The sequence below is a fragment of the Amycolatopsis sp. WAC 04182 genome (assembly GCF_003947465.1).
GTDB lineage: Bacteria > Actinomycetota > Actinomycetes > Mycobacteriales > Pseudonocardiaceae > Amycolatopsis.
Genome location: NZ_QHJJ01000004.1, coordinates 797,978 through 812,574, shown reverse-complemented (window position 1 = coordinate 812,574; position 14,597 = coordinate 797,978). Strand labels below are relative to the sequence as shown.

Genomic DNA, 14,597 nt, shown 5'->3' with positions numbered 1-14,597 from the left:
CCACCACCCCTCCCGCGACTGAGTTACAGGTACAACCCCGTGCCGTGTTCGGTCCGTTCGGTCGCCACGGCGTGGATGTCGCGTTCCCGCATCACCAGGTGCCCCTCGCCCTGGATCTCGACCTCGTGCTGGTCGTCCGGGTTGAACAGCACCCGGTCGCCGGTCTTGACGTTCCGCACACTGTTGCCCACGCCCAGTACATCACCCCACGCGAGCCGCCGCGCGACCTGCGCGGTGGCGGGGATGACGATGCCGCCGGAGCTTCGGCGCTCCCCGTCCTCGGGGGACAGCTTCACGAGCACCCGGTCCTGCAGCATCTGAATCTCGAGTTTCGGCCGATCTGACACGAGTACGACTCTACTTACCCGGATCGCCCGCCATGACCAGGCTCAGCACGCTTTCTCCGCCCTTTTCGAACCGCACCGGCACGCCCCAGTCCTGGCGGGTGATGCGGCAGGCGGGGTGCTCGCCCCCGTCGTCACAGCTGGCGGCCTGCGCGACGACCTGCAGAACGCCGCCGGAGACGCCCTCGGCGAAGCGGAGCTTGCGGAACAGGTCCGTGCCCACCCCGGCGCCGTCGGCGAGCAGTTCGGGCGGCGACGCGCTGATCTCCAGCCGCGTCGACGGGCCGAACCGGTCGTCGAGCTTCTCGCCGGGCGGCGGGGTGAAGACGACGGAGAACTCCAGCTCACCCGGCGCCAGCACGGTCGGCGGGCGGCGGACCGCGTGCGCGTCTCCGGCCACCGCCTGCTCCCCGAGCGGCACCGGACCGATACGGCTTCCCGCCGACTCGACGACCAGCAGTTCGCCGTCGTGCACCAGCAGGCCGGACGGCTCCGCGAGACCGGTCGCGAGCGTGGTCACCTGGCGGCTGAGCGGGTCGTAGCGGCGGATCGCGCCGTTGTAGGTGTCGGCGATCGCGATGGTGTCGCCGGGCAGCACGGCGAGACCGAGCGGGTGCTGCAGGAGCGCCTTGTCGGCGGGCCCGTCGACGTGCCCGAAGGAGAACAGGTCGACGCCGACCGCGGTGTGCACGGTGAACGTCTCGCCCTCGGGCTGGATCCAGCGCAGCGCCGACGTCTCGGCGTCCGCGAGCCACAGCTTCCGCCCGTCGGGCGTGAGACCGGACGTCTGCGCGAAGAACGCTTCGTGGACGTCGCCGTCACGGAGGCCCTCGACGGTCGTGCCGGCGAAGCGGCGGATGGTGCCCGAGACCGGCTCGAACACGCTCAGCGTGTGGTTGCCCGCCATGGCGACCACGACGCCGCCCGCGGGCCCCCACCACGCGACGTCCCAGGGGCTGGTGAGGTCGATGTCGAGCGCCTTGCCGGTGTCGACGCCGTCACGCCACTGGCGGCCGGTGCCAGCGACCGTGGAGACCTCGCCGGTGATCAGGTCGATACCGCGAAGCCGGTGACCGGCCGTGTCGGCGACGACGGCGTGGTAACCCGCGCGCTCGGCGACCTCGTACGGCAACAGGGTGATCCCGGACGGCTCGGTGAAGCTCGCCAGGTCGAACGGCCCGTCCTGCGCGCCGCGCTCACCGCTGCCGAAGCGGCGGATGATCGTCTCGCCGTCGGACGCGAATTCGACGATGGAGTGGTTGCCGGTGTCGGCGACCAGGATGCGGCCTTCGGCGGTGGTGACGGCCTTGCTCGGGAAGCGCAGCTCGGTGCGCTGCTCCTCGGCCGGGACGTACGGGCTGCCGCCGCGGCGCAGCGTGCCCTTCGCCTCGTGGGTCGCGACGAGGTCGGCGATCACCCGGCGCAACGCCTCGGCGTGCCCCTCGCCGGCGGCGACGTGGACGACGTAACCCTCGGGGTCGACGACGACCAGCGTCGGCCACGCCTTGACCGCGTACTGCGACCAGGTGGCCATCTTCGGGTCGTTGAGGACCGGGTGATGCACCTCGTAACGCCGCACGGCGGCCTCGATCGCGGCCGCCTCGCCCTCGTGCAGGAACTTCGGCGAATGCACGCCGATGGTCACCACGACGTCGGCGAACTCGGCCTCCAGCGGGCGCAGCTCGTCCAGCACGTGCAGGCAGTTGATGCAGCCACTGGTCCAGAAGTCCAGCAGGACGACGCGGCCGCGCAGCCCGGCGAGCGTGATCCGCTCGCCGCCGGTGTTGAGCCACACGTCGCCGTCGAGCTCGGGCGCCCGCACGCGGGACTGCGTTCGTGGGGAAGTCACGACATGAGTGAACTACACGCGCGGCCGTGCTGTTCCGAGGTCCAGGCGTTGAGAGGGCGAGCTCACCCCGGGGGAGGAGCCCCATGTGGGTGATGAGGGAGTGGTGTTAAAAGAGAAGGCGCCTTCGCGTTGCGCAATTTAGGCTCGAACACATGTCCACTGTTGAGCACGCCTTCACCATCGAGGAGGCACACGACCTCCAGGCGAGCTTGGCCGAACCCGTGCGTCCCGGGTTGAGCGAGGCCGAGCTCGACGACGTCGAAGCCCGCTTCGGCTTCCGGTTCGCCGCCGACCACCGCACCTTCCTCTCCGCCGGGGTGCCGATCGGCGACCGCTGGCCGGACTGGCGCTGCGGCAACCCCGACCAGCTGCGGAAACGCCTGGACTGGCCGGTCGACGGGGTGCTGTACGACGTCGAACACAACGGCTTCTGGCCGCCGGACTGGGGCCTGCGCCCGATCGACCTCGCCGACGCGCTTTCACGGGCCCGCTCGCATTTGGCGCTCGCCCCTCAGCTGGTGCCCGTCTGCGGGCACCGATACCTGCCGGGGATCGCCGGAAGCACGGGCTATCCGGTGCTGTCGGTGTATCAGACCGACATCGTCTACTACGGCTACGACCTGCGGGGATACCTGCGGCACGACTTCTGCGGCGACCCCTTGGGCCCGCCGCCGCCCGGCGGGCCGCGTCAGATCGACTTCTGGTCGCGGTTCGTGGAGTGAACGGACTCGGCGGCGGCCTTCAGCCGGGCCAGCGTCGCGGCGATGTTCGCGCGGTTGGCGTCGTCCCTCTTCCAGACCCCGGTGAACAGCGACGTCGGCCCGCGTAGCCAGCCCGGCCGCCGGTCCCACGTGCTTTCGACGGCCACGCAACCGTCCGCCGTCGCCTCGATGTCGTACTGCCAGCGCGCGACGGGGAGACCGGCGAACGTGGTCACCTCGAACGCGAACCGCTTGCCCTCGTCGGCGTCGGTGATCGTCGAGAGGGTGCTCCAGCGACGGATCCCGCGGCGATTGCGGCCGCGGAACCGGGCGCCGACGGCGGGCTCCTTCACCGCACCGACCCAGCGGTGCCCTTCGTACTCCTCGGCCATGTCCGCGAGGGCGCCCGGGTCACTGACCAGGGCGTACACCTTCTCGGGCGGGGCGGCGATCGCGATCTCGCCGGTGGCGCTGCGCTGCGTCATCACATACCTCCGTACTGAGGGTATGTGAAATACCCTCAGTTGTCGCGGCGAAGCATGCGGCTTATGCCGGCCGCGACCGTCGTCGCCAGCACCCAGCCCGAGGCGGTGAACCCGGCCGCGACCCAGTTGTCCATGCCGTGCATGTACCAGCGGGACTTGTTGCCGAAGTCGACGATCGGGACCAGGAGGTCGATCGTGTAGAGCACCGGATTCCACTGCAGCCCGGTGTCATCCTGGTTGACCAGGCAGCGCGGCCCGCTCACCGTGAGCTTCGGATTCGTGATGCAGTCGTCCACGCCGAGCCCGAACCACAGGCTCCCCAGCACGAGCAGCGTCAGCAGCCAGCCGAGCGCACGCACCGGACGGAAGCCGTAGCCGACCATCGACCGCTGCAACCAGCTCCACACGTGCACGCCGGGCCCGAAGAACTTGAAGCCCTTCGCGAGCGCCTCATACCGGAACTGCTGCTTCTTCAGCAGCACCGTGGAGGCGTGCTCTTCGTTACCGGACGCGCGCAGCGTCGCCGCCAGCTGGTCGTAGGGCCCCGGGCGGTAACCGTCCATCGCCTTGCGCAGCAACGCGATCCGATGGTCGATCGCCCGGTCGTCGTCGAGCGCGATGTCCTCTTGCAGTGCGTCGTAACGGAAATCCTCCAGCTCGATCCCGGTCGCCGACGCCCAGAAGGCCTCGTTGTCGCCCAGCGTCCCGCAATGCGCGCGCCTCAGCACGATCCGGCCGTCCGGCGGGACGCCGGGCGTGAGAAGGAATTCGTCGGCCGAGACGTCGCTGCCGTCGAGCGCGATCCCGTGCTGCGGCAGGGAACCGAGCCGCGCGCCACGGAAGTCGACGCGCCGCGCGACCTGTGCGCCGTCGAGGTTGACCCCGCCCTGCGCGACGAACGGACGTTCCTTGTTCTCGGTGAGGATCAGGTCCCGGCCGATCCGCGCGGTGCGGACGTCCAGCGAGTAACTGGTGCGCGTGCGGGCGCCGGGCTCGGTCAGGCTCGTGCCGAACAGGTTCACGCTGCCGCCGATTTCGGCGCCCTGCAACCGCAAAGTGCCTTGGACGGTCGCATCGGTGAGCTGGAAGTTGCCCGCGATCTTCGCGCGCCGTGCGGAAAAGACGTCGCGGCGCGGGTGGAGGAACATCGAGTTCCACGCCAGCACATTGCCGCCGACGGTGATGTCCGCCATGCGCAACTGCCCCGACGGCACCCGCAGGCTCGTCGCCTCCAGGTCGCCGCCGATGGTGGTCCCGTCGAGGTGGATCGCGCGGTCGTAGTAGGGAATGGTCTGCCCGCGGACGACCTGGACCTCGGCGCCGGCCAGCCGCAGCGAACCGCCGATCCGGGCGTTGACCATCCGCAGCGTCCCGGTCGCCTGCATCCCGTCGCTCAGCTCGAGGTTCCCCTTGACCGTCGAGCGATCCGCGACCAGCGCCGGCCGCGGATCGATGTACGGATCGTTGGACTTCCACGCGTCGACGACGATCGGCCCGGACTGGTTCACCGAAAGCCTGGCCTCGCGCAAAATGATGTCACTGTCCACAGTGGCGCTCGGCAGGAACATGATCCCACTGGCGGAGAAGCGTTTCCGCTGCGAAGCGGGACCGTAGTTGTCCACCTCGCACAACAGGCTGCCGCCGATGTGGATCCCGTTCCCGTTGAGCGCGAAGCCGTCCCGGTTGTTCAGCGTCGCGCCGGAGAAGTTGACGTTACCGCCGGCGCGCATGCCCGGGATGCGGACTTCCCCGTTGGCCACCAACCGATACGCCAGCAATGCGCCGACGATGTTGACCCGGTCGGCCTGGATCGCCTTGCCGCGCGGATGCGTGATCACCGTGCGGGTCAGCACGACGGAGCCCTCGATGACCGCGTCGGTGAGGTTGACCGCCGCGTTCGGCATCCCGCGCTCGCGATCGTCGCCGCGCTGGACCGTGGTCTCCTCGATCTCGTGCTCGGCGTCGACGTGCACGACACTGCGGATGAGACGGACGTCGTTGCGGGTGCGGAGGTTGCGCGCCTTGAGCCCGGGCAGCCAGCACTTGCGGAACACCAGCCCGAGCAGATGCGCCTCGCGGACGTCCGGCGGATGCTCGAACCGGCACCGCTCGAACCGGAACAGATACTTGATGTCGGCCGCGCGCAGATCGAGCGTACCGGTGATGTACGCGTCCTCGACCTGCACGATCGGCGCGTTGGTCGCCTGGCGACGCCAGCGGAGCAGCCCCGTCGTACCCGGCTTCATCAGCTCGGACGCCGGAACCTCGTACCGCTTGTCGGGGTTCGGATCGAACGGATCGAGCGGCGGCAGCGACGTGTCACCGTTCTGGTCGCCCTCCCCCGGATCGCGCGGCCCGTTGTTGCGCCGAAAACCCGGCATCGTCTCGCTTCCCTCCCCCGTCGTTCCTCGGCCACCAGCGAAGCCGATCACACACGGGATTCGCAAGTGGCCCAGGACATCAGACCGGAAACTGCCACGGGCGTACGACGGCAGAACGACCGCCCCGGGTTCCGGACCAGGCCGTTTCTCGCGGCGCTGGTGATCTTGAGCGGATTCGGCGTGAGGGCGGCGGTTCGCTGCTACGGTCACTCAGCGGAGTCGGTGGTGGACTACGGGTAGGTCGCGCCCATCGCGGCCCGTGCGGGGAGGCACGACATGAAGAAAACAGGAACGCGGCCCCTCAAGGGGATCTACGACCAGATCAACGGTGCTGTACCGCACTGCCCGCGCAGCAGCGGTAGCACTTTGCCTCCGCAGCCGAACCATGGCGAGCCCGGTTCCAGACAAGCGAAAGCAGGAAGGGCCCTCCGAACGCGACGGCTCATCATCGCCTCGACGATCATCTGCACGACTTTGCTGCTTGCAACGGCTTGCAACGATGACAAGACCTCGGGGAGCCCCACCTCTGCACCGGCGTCGTCCTCGGGCCTACCGCGAGCAGGCGCCCCTGCCGTGCGAAGTCCGCTGAAGACCGATCTGCTGGCCGCGGATCCCTGCGGCGCTGCAACCAAAACCGAGGTCGAAGGCGTGGGAGGAGCGCTCAAAAGCACAGCGGCCGAAGACATCGCGAGCGGACGAGGTTGTGCCTGGATCTTCGCCGAGTCCGCAGGCAACGTCAGCGGCGCATTGAACGTCGGCCAGCCCGACGGCCTGAGTCACCTCTACGCGCTCAAAGCTCAAGGTAGCGGCGTAACGACGTTCAAACCACTGCCGGACATCGCCGGGTATCCGGCAGTCGAATACGCGAATGGCGGCGAAGGTAAAGGCGCTTGTCAGCTCGCAGTAGGCCTCCGCGACGACGTGACATACGTCCTGGTCACGCAACTGCGGCGTGGCAACCCCTACCTGGACGACCCGTGCGGCTTGAGCGTGAAGATCGCAGAGTTCACGATCCAGCATCTGAAGGCGGTCCAATGACCTATCGGCGATGCGAGAGCTCATCGCCGGCAGCGGAGCGCACCTGCCGGTCGGTGTACGCCCAGAACGCCTCTTGCGCCACACACACACGGCGACATCCGCCGAGCCGGAAGGGACGAGCCGAGGCGGCGACCCGGGCCTGTTTGATCAGACAAAACCGTCTTTCAGGCCAGACCACGCTGATCGTCCCATCTTTCGATGGTGATCTTCCTCGAAGTGGCTGATCAACGGTTTACCTCCTGCTATCGTCACGGGTTGGAGTCAGTAGGAAACTACGGGTAGGTCGCGCCCCATCGCGGCCCGTGCGGGGAGGCACGTCATGACAGGACCGGGACGCGGCCCTCAGGGGGTCTACGACCAGATCAACGGGCCGGGGCCACAAGCACCGCCGCCGAACTCGGGGTTGATGCAGGGCGCCGCCGCCTCATCGCCGCCACCTCCGCCGCCGGACTACCGCAATCTCGGCGCCGGGCAGGCAAAGGCTGACTTCGCGGCCGCCTCGGCGAACGGCGGCTGGGAGTTCGACCAGGAAGCCATGGACAAGGTGATCAAGTCCCTTGAGGACTGCCTTAAGAATGACTTCAGGCGTGCTCAGAACGAAGCCGTGTGGCTGGATCAGATAAAGCCACCGGGCGAGGAGGTCGGCAGCCAGGGCTACGTGGTGGCGGCGAACAAGTCCGGCGCCGAATACAAGAACTTCCTCCAGAGTGCCGAGCAGTATACCCGCGCCTATGTCGACACTCTGATCCAAATCCGTACCGCCTACCAAGAGCAAGACCAAGCCGCGATCGACGCGCTCCGTCAGATTGGAAAGGTCGACTGATGCGACCCAAGGCCACACTCCTGACCATTGCAGCGCTGAGCTCGATGGCCCTTCTCGGTGGCTGCAGCGACCAGAAGTCAGGCACTCCTACCCCGACGAGCGCACCTTCGCCAACCGGACTGCCCTCGAACGGGGCCCCTGCTGTAGCAAATCCGATCGCCAATACTGCGCGATACGAATCGGATCCATGCGCAACTATTCCTACCGCCGACATTGAGTCGATCGGTGGCCAGGTCGAGCGTTCCGAGCAAGAAAATATGACCATGGGCAAGGCCTGCGCCTGGATTTTCTCAAAGGGAGCGAACACGGTGAGCGCCGGACTTGTCGCCGGTAATAAAGACGGCCTTAGCTCTCTCTACGCCCAAAACGCGACTGGCGGCTTGACCACGTTCAAGCCCGTCGAACCAGTCGCTGGCTACCCGGCCGTCGTCTATGCGAACGGTGGCGAGGGTCCGGGAACCTGCACGCTCGCTATCGGCGTTCGAGATGATCTCGTCTACACCATAATCCCACGTCTTGGCAGCGACCACCCCTCGTACTCTGATCCGTGCGGCTTGGCGGCCAAGGTCGGTGCCGCGGGCATCAAGAATCTCAAAGGGGCGTAGGCAATGACCTATAGCGGTTGGGAGATCTTCGACAAGCTCAACACCAACCCCGCGACCACCGAAACCCTCGACAGGGCCCAAGTGTCATCGCACAAGCTGATGGTCATTCACGAAGACATGAGCAAGGCGATGGAGTCCAGCCAAACCGCGCTCAGTTCCTTCTGGAAGGGCAAGGCCGCCGACAGCGGGGTCGCGGGCCTCGCCCCGCTCATAGCGACCTCCAAGATCGCGGGCGAGAACATGGACCGCGCCCGTCAGTCGATGTTCGACCAGAACGCCTCTTTCCATTACACGCGCGGCAATGTCCGTCCGGTCGAGAAGGAGCGCGCAGGGGACAGCGGGCCCGAGGACGTCCTGTCGATCGGGGCGAGTGACGACGAGATCGCGGCGGCGAAGTTCGACGCGGACACGAAGCACAACGTCGAGATCTACGAGCCGTACTACCAGAGCACTCAGCCTCGGCAGCAGTCGCTCGCGCCGGCCTATCCGGCCGCGCACGATCCGAATGTCTCGTCCGGGCCGATCACGCCGGATCCGGTCGATCCTGGTCAGACCAAGGTCAGCGGGTTCACCGGCGGGCCCGGCGACTCCGGGCGGCACGGTGGCCCCGGTGGGTACACTGGCGGGCCGAGTTCGTACAGCGCGCCTCCGGGCGCCGAGGGGTATCAGGCGCCGCGGCCGCCGCAGGTCCCGCAGCCGCCGAGGATTCCGCAGGTCCCGCGACCGCTGCCTTCGTCGCAGCCGAACGATCGGACAGAGCTGTCCCAGTGGGACCGAGGGACACAGGTGCGGCCGGGCGACCACCGCCCGCCCAACTTCGGGCCAGGCCCCGGCGGACCTGGGGGTGGCGGCAGCGGATTCGGCCCGGGGGCGGGCGGGTTCAGCGGCGGTTTCGGGCCCGGCGCCGGGTTCGGGCCGGGTGGGTCGACCGGCGGGCCGGGGAGCATGGGGCCGGGTCGCGGCGTCGGCGCCGCCATGCCCGGTGAAGGCGCGATGCGCGGTACGCCGGCGGGAGGCCCCGCAGCGGCGGGACGTCCTGGCGCGCCCGGCATGGGCGGCGGCGGGATGGGCGCCGGTGCCGGCAAGGGCAAGGGCGGCGAGGACGAAGAGCACCAGCGCAAGATCACGCTGCAGGAAGAGGACGGGGACTCCCTCTTCGGCGGCTACGACGGGGACAAGCCGGTTCCGCCGGTGATCGGCGCGTAATCGTGCTGCGGAAACCCGTCGAGCTGACGCTCCAGACCTACGAAACCCTGCTGGACCAACACAATCTGGGCGACATCCATCCGACGCTCGTCCGTGGCGCGCAGTGGTACCTGCCCGAGGAACGTCGCGAGCTGGCCGCCACCGCACAGTCCGAATTGGACAGACAAGGCCTCCTCAGACGCGGCCGGATCGACGACGAATTCCTCGACACACTGCGTTTCCTGCAGCGGCCCGCGGTGGAGTACTACTCGTGGGTGAAGTCCGAGGGTCGTGAGCGGACCGTTCGCGCCGCGGGCAGTGGCCGGGAAGCGGTCACGGTGGTCTTGGTCGACAAGGTCGTCTACCTGACCCCGACACGGCCGGACACGCTGGCGCAGGATTTCACCGGCCTGCTCCCCGAGGCTCCCGCCGCGCGCACACCGTCCCTGAACTGCTCGGAAGACGATCTGCAGGTCCTGATGAAGGGCGAAACGCTGACCGGCAGCGGCCCGAGCATCCGTGACGCCAAGAAGATCCTCCAGTGGATCCGGTCGCCGCACACCTTCTTCGGCAGGCTTTACGTCGCCATCCGCGATGGTGGCGGCAACCGGAAACGCGTTGAAAGGCCACCGGGCTGGATGGACACCGACCAGGGCCGGGTCGTGTTCGGCCCGGACGCCAAGGGCTGGGTGAGCCTCATGGGCGCCGGGCCGCACGAAATCGTCGCGAAGGTGGTCCAGCTGGAGTCGGAGCTCCGGGGGCGTTAGGCCGTGTCCGGTAAGTCCGTTCGATGGGCTCCGTGATCCAGGTGGTTCCTGACGGTGCGGGCGATTCGGCCTCGTACCGGGTTGTACTCGGCTGAATCGCCCGTGCCGTCAGGGGCCGCCTGGGCGCGGAGACCGCGGACAGACTTACCGGACACGGCCTAACCCTGGTGGTTCGGGTTCAGGACCCGCGAGAGGAACGTCTTCGTGCGCTCCTCCTGCGGGTCCCCGATCACCTGGTCCGGTGAGCCCTGCTCGACGACGACGCCGCCGTCCATGAACAGCACGATGTCGGCCACCTCACGGGCGAACTGCATCTCGTGCGTGACGACGAGCATCGTCATGCCTTCCTGCGCGAGCTGCCGCATGACCGCGAGGACGTCGCCGACCAGTTCGGGGTCCAGCGCCGATGTCGGTTCGTCGAACAGCATGACGTCGGGGTCCATCGACAGCGCCCTGGCGATCGCGACGCGCTGCTGCTGCCCGCCGGAAAGCTGCGTCGGCAGCGAAGACTCCTTCTCCGCCAGCCCGACCTTCGCGAGGTTTTCCCTCGCGATGCGCACCGCCTCGTCTTTGCCGCGCTTGAGCACCTTGCGCTGCGCGACCGTCAGGTTGTCGAGCACGCTCAGGTGTGAGAAGAGGTTGAACGACTGGAAGACCATGCCGATCTTCGTGCGGGCGCCGTCGATGTCGACGTCGGGATCGGTGATCTCGCTGCCGTTGACCACGATCTTGCCCTGCTGCGGTTCCTCGAGGAGGTTGACGCAGCGCAGGAGCGTCGACTTGCCCGAGCCCGACGGGCCGATGATGCAGACGACCTGGCCGCGCTCGACGTGCAGGTCGATGCCCTTGAGCACCTCGAGTTCGCCGAACGCCTTGTGCAGTCCCGAAACCTCGACGATCGTCTGGGCGCTCATACCGTTCCTCCGCCGGGCACTCCGGCTCCGTATTTCTTCTCTAGCCGCTGCTGCAGGATCGACAGCGGGATGGTGATGACCAGGTAGCACAGACCGGCGACGACGATCGGGGTCAGGCCCTTGGCCTCGAGCAGCGCCTGGCGGCTGAACTGCGCGAGTTCCTGCTGCGCCGGGGTGGTGCCGAGCAGGAACGCCAGCGACGAGTCCTTCGTCAGCATGATCAGCTCGTTGGCCAGCGGCGGCAGGATGATCCGGAACGCCTGCGGGATCACGACGGTGATCATCGTGCGGGCGGGCGACATGCCGAGCGAACGCGCGGCCTCGACCTGTCCGCGCGGCACCGCCTGGATACCGGCGCGGATGGTTTCCGCCATGTAGGCGGACGACACGATGCCCAGCGCCAGCATGATCGCGACGTTGCGGGGCAGGGTCGTGTCGAACGCGGTCGGCACGCCGATGCCGACGGCCAGGAAGATCAGCAGCGCGGGCAGGCCGCGGAAGAACTCGATGTACCCGCGCGCGAACCAGCGGTACGGGCCGACCGAGGAAAGTCTCATCAGGGCGAGCAGCAGGCCCATCCCGAGGCCGAGCGCGAAGCCCAGCGCGGTGAAGACGATGGTGTTCTTCAGTGCGACGGTGATGACGTCCGGGAACTGCTTGGCGGCGACTTCGAGATCGAAGAACGCCTTGCCGATCCTGCTCCAGTCGGCCAGCAGCGCGAGCACGATGACGATCACCAGCAGCAGGACGTACTGCCCGGTCCGGAAGGCCGAACGGCGCTGGCGGCGGCTCAAAGCCATTTCTCTCCTCAAACAGGTGGCGACAAGCCTGTGGCCGGTGCGCTGGCACCGGCCACAGGAGAGCTGATTATCAACCGGCGGCCGGGCTGCCCGGCTGCCAGGTCGGCGCCTTGCCGAACCACTTCTGGTAGATCTGCGCGTAGGAGCCGTCCGCCGCGGACGCCTTGAGCACCTCGTTGATCTTGCCGAGGAGGGCGCTGTTGCCCTTCTTCACGCCGATGCCGTAGAACTCGTTCGTCTTGAACTCGGTGACGACCGTCGTGTCCGGGTTCGTCTTCGCGAAGTCGTAGAGCACGCCGTTGTCGTTGACGCCCGCGTCGACCGTGCCGTTCTTGACGGCCTGCTCCAGCAGCGCGAGGTCGTCGAAGGTGACGATCTCGGCGCCCTTGGCTTCCTTCTTGGCGTAGTCGGCGCCGGTGGTGGCCGACTGGACACCGATCTTCTTGCCCGCGACGTTGGACAGGTCCTTGATCGGCGAACCGGCCTTGACCAGCAGCGCCTGGGTCGCCTCGAAGTACGGGTCGGAGAAGTCGAACTTCTCCTTGCGCTTGTCGGTGATCGTCATACCCGCGGCGGCGAGGTCGCACTGTCCGGTGTTCATCGCTTCGCCGGACTCGATGGTCTCGAAGGCGATGTCGACGATGCTCTGCTCGACACCCAGCTTCTTGCCGACCAGGTCGACCAGGTCGACGTCGAAACCGACGATCTTGTCACCCTGCTTGACCTGGAAGGGCTGGTAGGGCAGGTGCGTGCAGGTGGTGACCTTGCCGGACGCGACGAGCTGGACGCCGCCGGCCGCGGTTCCGCCTTCCTCGCCGCACGCGGACAGCGCACCCGCGGCCAGGGCGAGCGCCGGGATCAGGGCGAGCGCTTTGAATCGAGCCACGTCGTCACTCCTCGTAGTTCCCATGTGTCGAGAGCACGCATATTGCCACTCATCCGGCGGCAAGCACAGCACTACGACGTTACAGCGCCGTTTCGGCCGTCACGGGCGTTGCATGAGGTATCGCGCCGGCATGGCAGGGTGAGCGAGTATGGCGACCATGAACAACAACCCGGCGCCGCGGCTCCCACCTGCGGGCCGCCGCCCTCGGACGACGACGTCGGCGCGGCGCGCGGCGAAACCCGGGGCGCAGTTCGACGGCTATCTCTCGCCGTCCCGGCCGCACGCGGGCGCGTACGACGAGATGTTCATGGCCGACGGCACGGTCCGCCAGCCGTACCGGGCGCTGTACGAATCGATCTCCGCGCTGACGTCGGCCGACCTCTCGTCCCGGTCGGCGGCGATCGACCGCGCCATGGTGGACCAGGGCATCACGTTCTCGCTGTCCGGCCAGGAGCGCCCGTTCCCGCTCGACCTGGTGCCGCGCGTGATCACCTCCGCCGAATGGAGCAAACTCGAACGCGGTGTGGCGCAACGGGTTCGCGCGCTCGAAGCCTTCCTCGCCGATGTGTACGGCGACCGGCAGATCCTGCGCGACGGCGTCCTCCCGCGACGGCTGATCACCTCGTGTGAGCATTTCCAGCGCGAGGCGTTCGGGATCAACCCGCCCAACGGCGTCCGCATCCACGTGTCCGGTGTGGACCTGGTGCGGGACGAGGAGGGCACCTTCCGGGTGCTGGAGGACAATCTCCGCAACCCGTCCGGCGTGTCGTACGTGATGGAGAACCGCCGCACGATGGCGCGCGTGTTCCCGGACCTGTTCGCCCAGCACCGGGTCCGTCCGGTCGGCGATTACGCCTCGCATCTGCTTCGCGCGCTGCGGGCCGCGGCGGCGGCGAACGTCGCCGACCCGATGGTCGTCGTGCTCACGCCCGGCGTGCACAACTCCGCCTACTTCGAGCATTCGCTGCTGGCCCGGCTGATGGGTGTCGAGCTGGTCGAAGGCCGCGACATGTTCTGCCGTGACAACGTCGTCTACCTGCGGACCACCGAGGGCGAGCGGCAGGTCGACGTCATCTACCGGCGGATCGACGACGAGTTCCTCGATCCGGTGCACTACCGGCCGGATTCCGTGCTCGGCGTGGCCGGGGTCCTGAACGCGGCGCGCGCGGGCAACGTGGTGATCGCGAACGCGGTCGGCAACGGCGTCGGCGACGACAAGCTCGTCTACACCTACGTGCCCGAGATGGTGAAGTACTACCTCAACGAGAAGCCGCTGCTGCCCAACGTGGACACGTTCCGGTGCTGGCTGCCGGACGAGTTCGACCACGTCATGCAGCATATGGACGAGCTGGTGATCAAACCGGTCGAAGGTTCGGGCGGCTACGGCATCGTGTTCGGCCCGGAGGCGACGCCGGCCGAGCTGACCGCCCTCAAGCGGAAGGTCCGGGCGCACAAACGCGGCTGGATCGCGCAGCCGGTGGTCCAGCTGTCCACCGTTCCCTCCAAAGTGGACGATCGGCTGGCGCCGCGGCACGTCGACCTCCGCCCGTTCGCGGTCAACGACGGCAAGGAGATCTTCGTGCTGCCGGGCGGGCTGACCAGGGTCGCGCTCCCGGAGGGCAGCCTGGTGGTCAACTCGTCGCAGGGCGGCGGCTCCAAGGACACCTGGGTGCTGGCGACGCGGTCGTCGACGGCGGAGCGGGAACTGGAACGGCCGGCGCTCGGCGCGCTGTCCCAAGTGGACGGTCTGGTCGCCGAGCAGGGCCCCGAGCTGACCACCACCCAGCAACAGCAGCAGCAGCAGGCATAAGGGAGGTTG

Annotated in this window: 14 protein-coding genes; 7 read left to right on the top strand and 7 right to left on the bottom strand. The window is 67.9% G+C overall.

The window, feature by feature from the left end; translation table 11 throughout:
• Window positions 1-23: 23 nt before the first annotated feature.
• Together DMH01_RS24105 and DMH01_RS24100 are read right to left on the bottom strand one after the other, a co-directional pair.
• Entirely contained in the window at window positions 24-317 is a 294-nt protein-coding gene (locus DMH01_RS24105) for a co-chaperone GroES (protein WP_007032412.1), read from the bottom strand.
• Between the two features lie 40 nt (window positions 318-357).
• Window positions 358-2,166 carry an NHL domain-containing thioredoxin family protein gene (locus DMH01_RS24100; protein WP_125679852.1) on the bottom strand — a complete coding sequence of 603 codons (1,809 nt, stop codon included), beginning with the start codon at window positions 2,164-2,166 and terminating at the stop codon, window positions 358-360.
• Between the two features lie 179 nt (window positions 2,167-2,345).
• Here DMH01_RS24100 and DMH01_RS24095 point away from each other — a divergent pair, with 179 nt between their 5' ends.
• Window positions 2,346-2,915 carry a hypothetical protein gene (locus tag DMH01_RS24095; RefSeq protein WP_125679493.1) on the top strand — a complete coding sequence of 190 codons (570 nt, stop codon included), beginning with the start codon at window positions 2,346-2,348 and terminating at the stop codon, window positions 2,913-2,915.
• On the opposite strand, the gene DMH01_RS24090 is transcribed toward DMH01_RS24095, so the two are convergent.
• Window positions 2,882-3,379 (bottom strand): SRPBCC family protein, encoded by a 498-nt coding sequence (locus tag DMH01_RS24090; protein ID WP_125679492.1) that lies wholly within the window; start codon window positions 3,377-3,379, stop codon window positions 2,882-2,884. The genes DMH01_RS24095 and DMH01_RS24090 overlap by 34 nt on opposite strands.
• Window positions 3,380-3,414: 35 nt before the next feature.
• Entirely contained in the window at window positions 3,415-5,760 is a 2,346-nt protein-coding gene (locus DMH01_RS24085; RefSeq protein ID WP_125679491.1) for an oxidoreductase, read from the bottom strand.
• A 276-nt stretch (window positions 5,761-6,036) separates the two neighbouring features.
• On the opposite strand from DMH01_RS24085, the gene DMH01_RS24080 reads away from it, so the two are divergent.
• The 5 genes from DMH01_RS24080 (at window position 6,037) to DMH01_RS24060 (ending at window position 10,178) form a co-directional block, all read left to right on the top strand.
• Complete coding sequence (locus DMH01_RS24080) at window positions 6,037-6,798, top strand: DUF3558 domain-containing protein (protein ID WP_125679490.1); 762 nt, start codon at window positions 6,037-6,039, stop codon at window positions 6,796-6,798.
• A 319-nt stretch (window positions 6,799-7,117) separates the two neighbouring features.
• On the top strand, window positions 7,118-7,621 hold the full coding sequence (locus DMH01_RS24075) for a hypothetical protein (RefSeq protein ID WP_125679489.1): 504 nt from the start codon (window positions 7,118-7,120) through the stop codon (window positions 7,619-7,621).
• Window positions 7,621-8,226 (top strand): DUF3558 domain-containing protein, encoded by a 606-nt coding sequence (locus DMH01_RS24070; RefSeq protein ID WP_125679488.1) that lies wholly within the window; start codon window positions 7,621-7,623, stop codon window positions 8,224-8,226. The genes DMH01_RS24075 and DMH01_RS24070 overlap by 1 nt, the downstream gene beginning before the upstream one ends.
• A gap of 3 nt (window positions 8,227-8,229) precedes the next feature.
• Window positions 8,230-9,432 (top strand): hypothetical protein, encoded by a 1,203-nt coding sequence (locus DMH01_RS24065; RefSeq protein WP_125679487.1) that lies wholly within the window; start codon window positions 8,230-8,232, stop codon window positions 9,430-9,432.
• Between the two features lie 2 nt (window positions 9,433-9,434).
• On the top strand, window positions 9,435-10,178 hold the full coding sequence (locus tag DMH01_RS24060; RefSeq protein WP_125679486.1) for an ESX secretion-associated protein EspG: 744 nt from the start codon (window positions 9,435-9,437) through the stop codon (window positions 10,176-10,178).
• Between the two features lie 158 nt (window positions 10,179-10,336).
• On the opposite strand, the gene DMH01_RS24055 is transcribed toward DMH01_RS24060, so the two are convergent.
• From DMH01_RS24055 to DMH01_RS24045, 3 genes are all read right to left on the bottom strand, one after another.
• Window positions 10,337-11,092: an amino acid ABC transporter ATP-binding protein gene (locus DMH01_RS24055; RefSeq protein ID WP_125679485.1), complete on the bottom strand. Its 756-nt coding sequence runs from the start codon at window positions 11,090-11,092 to the stop codon at window positions 10,337-10,339.
• On the bottom strand, window positions 11,089-11,892 hold the full coding sequence (locus DMH01_RS24050; RefSeq protein WP_125679484.1) for an amino acid ABC transporter permease: 804 nt from the start codon (window positions 11,890-11,892) through the stop codon (window positions 11,089-11,091). Before DMH01_RS24050 ends, DMH01_RS24055 begins: the two co-directional genes overlap by 4 nt.
• 70 nt (window positions 11,893-11,962) lie before the next feature.
• Window positions 11,963-12,778, bottom strand: a complete 816-nt coding sequence (locus DMH01_RS24045; protein WP_125679483.1) for a basic amino acid ABC transporter substrate-binding protein — start codon at window positions 12,776-12,778, stop codon at window positions 11,963-11,965.
• A gap of 148 nt (window positions 12,779-12,926) precedes the next feature.
• Here DMH01_RS24045 and DMH01_RS24040 point away from each other — a divergent pair, with 148 nt between their 5' ends.
• On the top strand, window positions 12,927-14,588 hold the full coding sequence (locus DMH01_RS24040) for a circularly permuted type 2 ATP-grasp protein (RefSeq protein ID WP_125679482.1): 1,662 nt from the start codon (window positions 12,927-12,929) through the stop codon (window positions 14,586-14,588).
• Window positions 14,589-14,597: the final 9 nt, after the last annotated feature.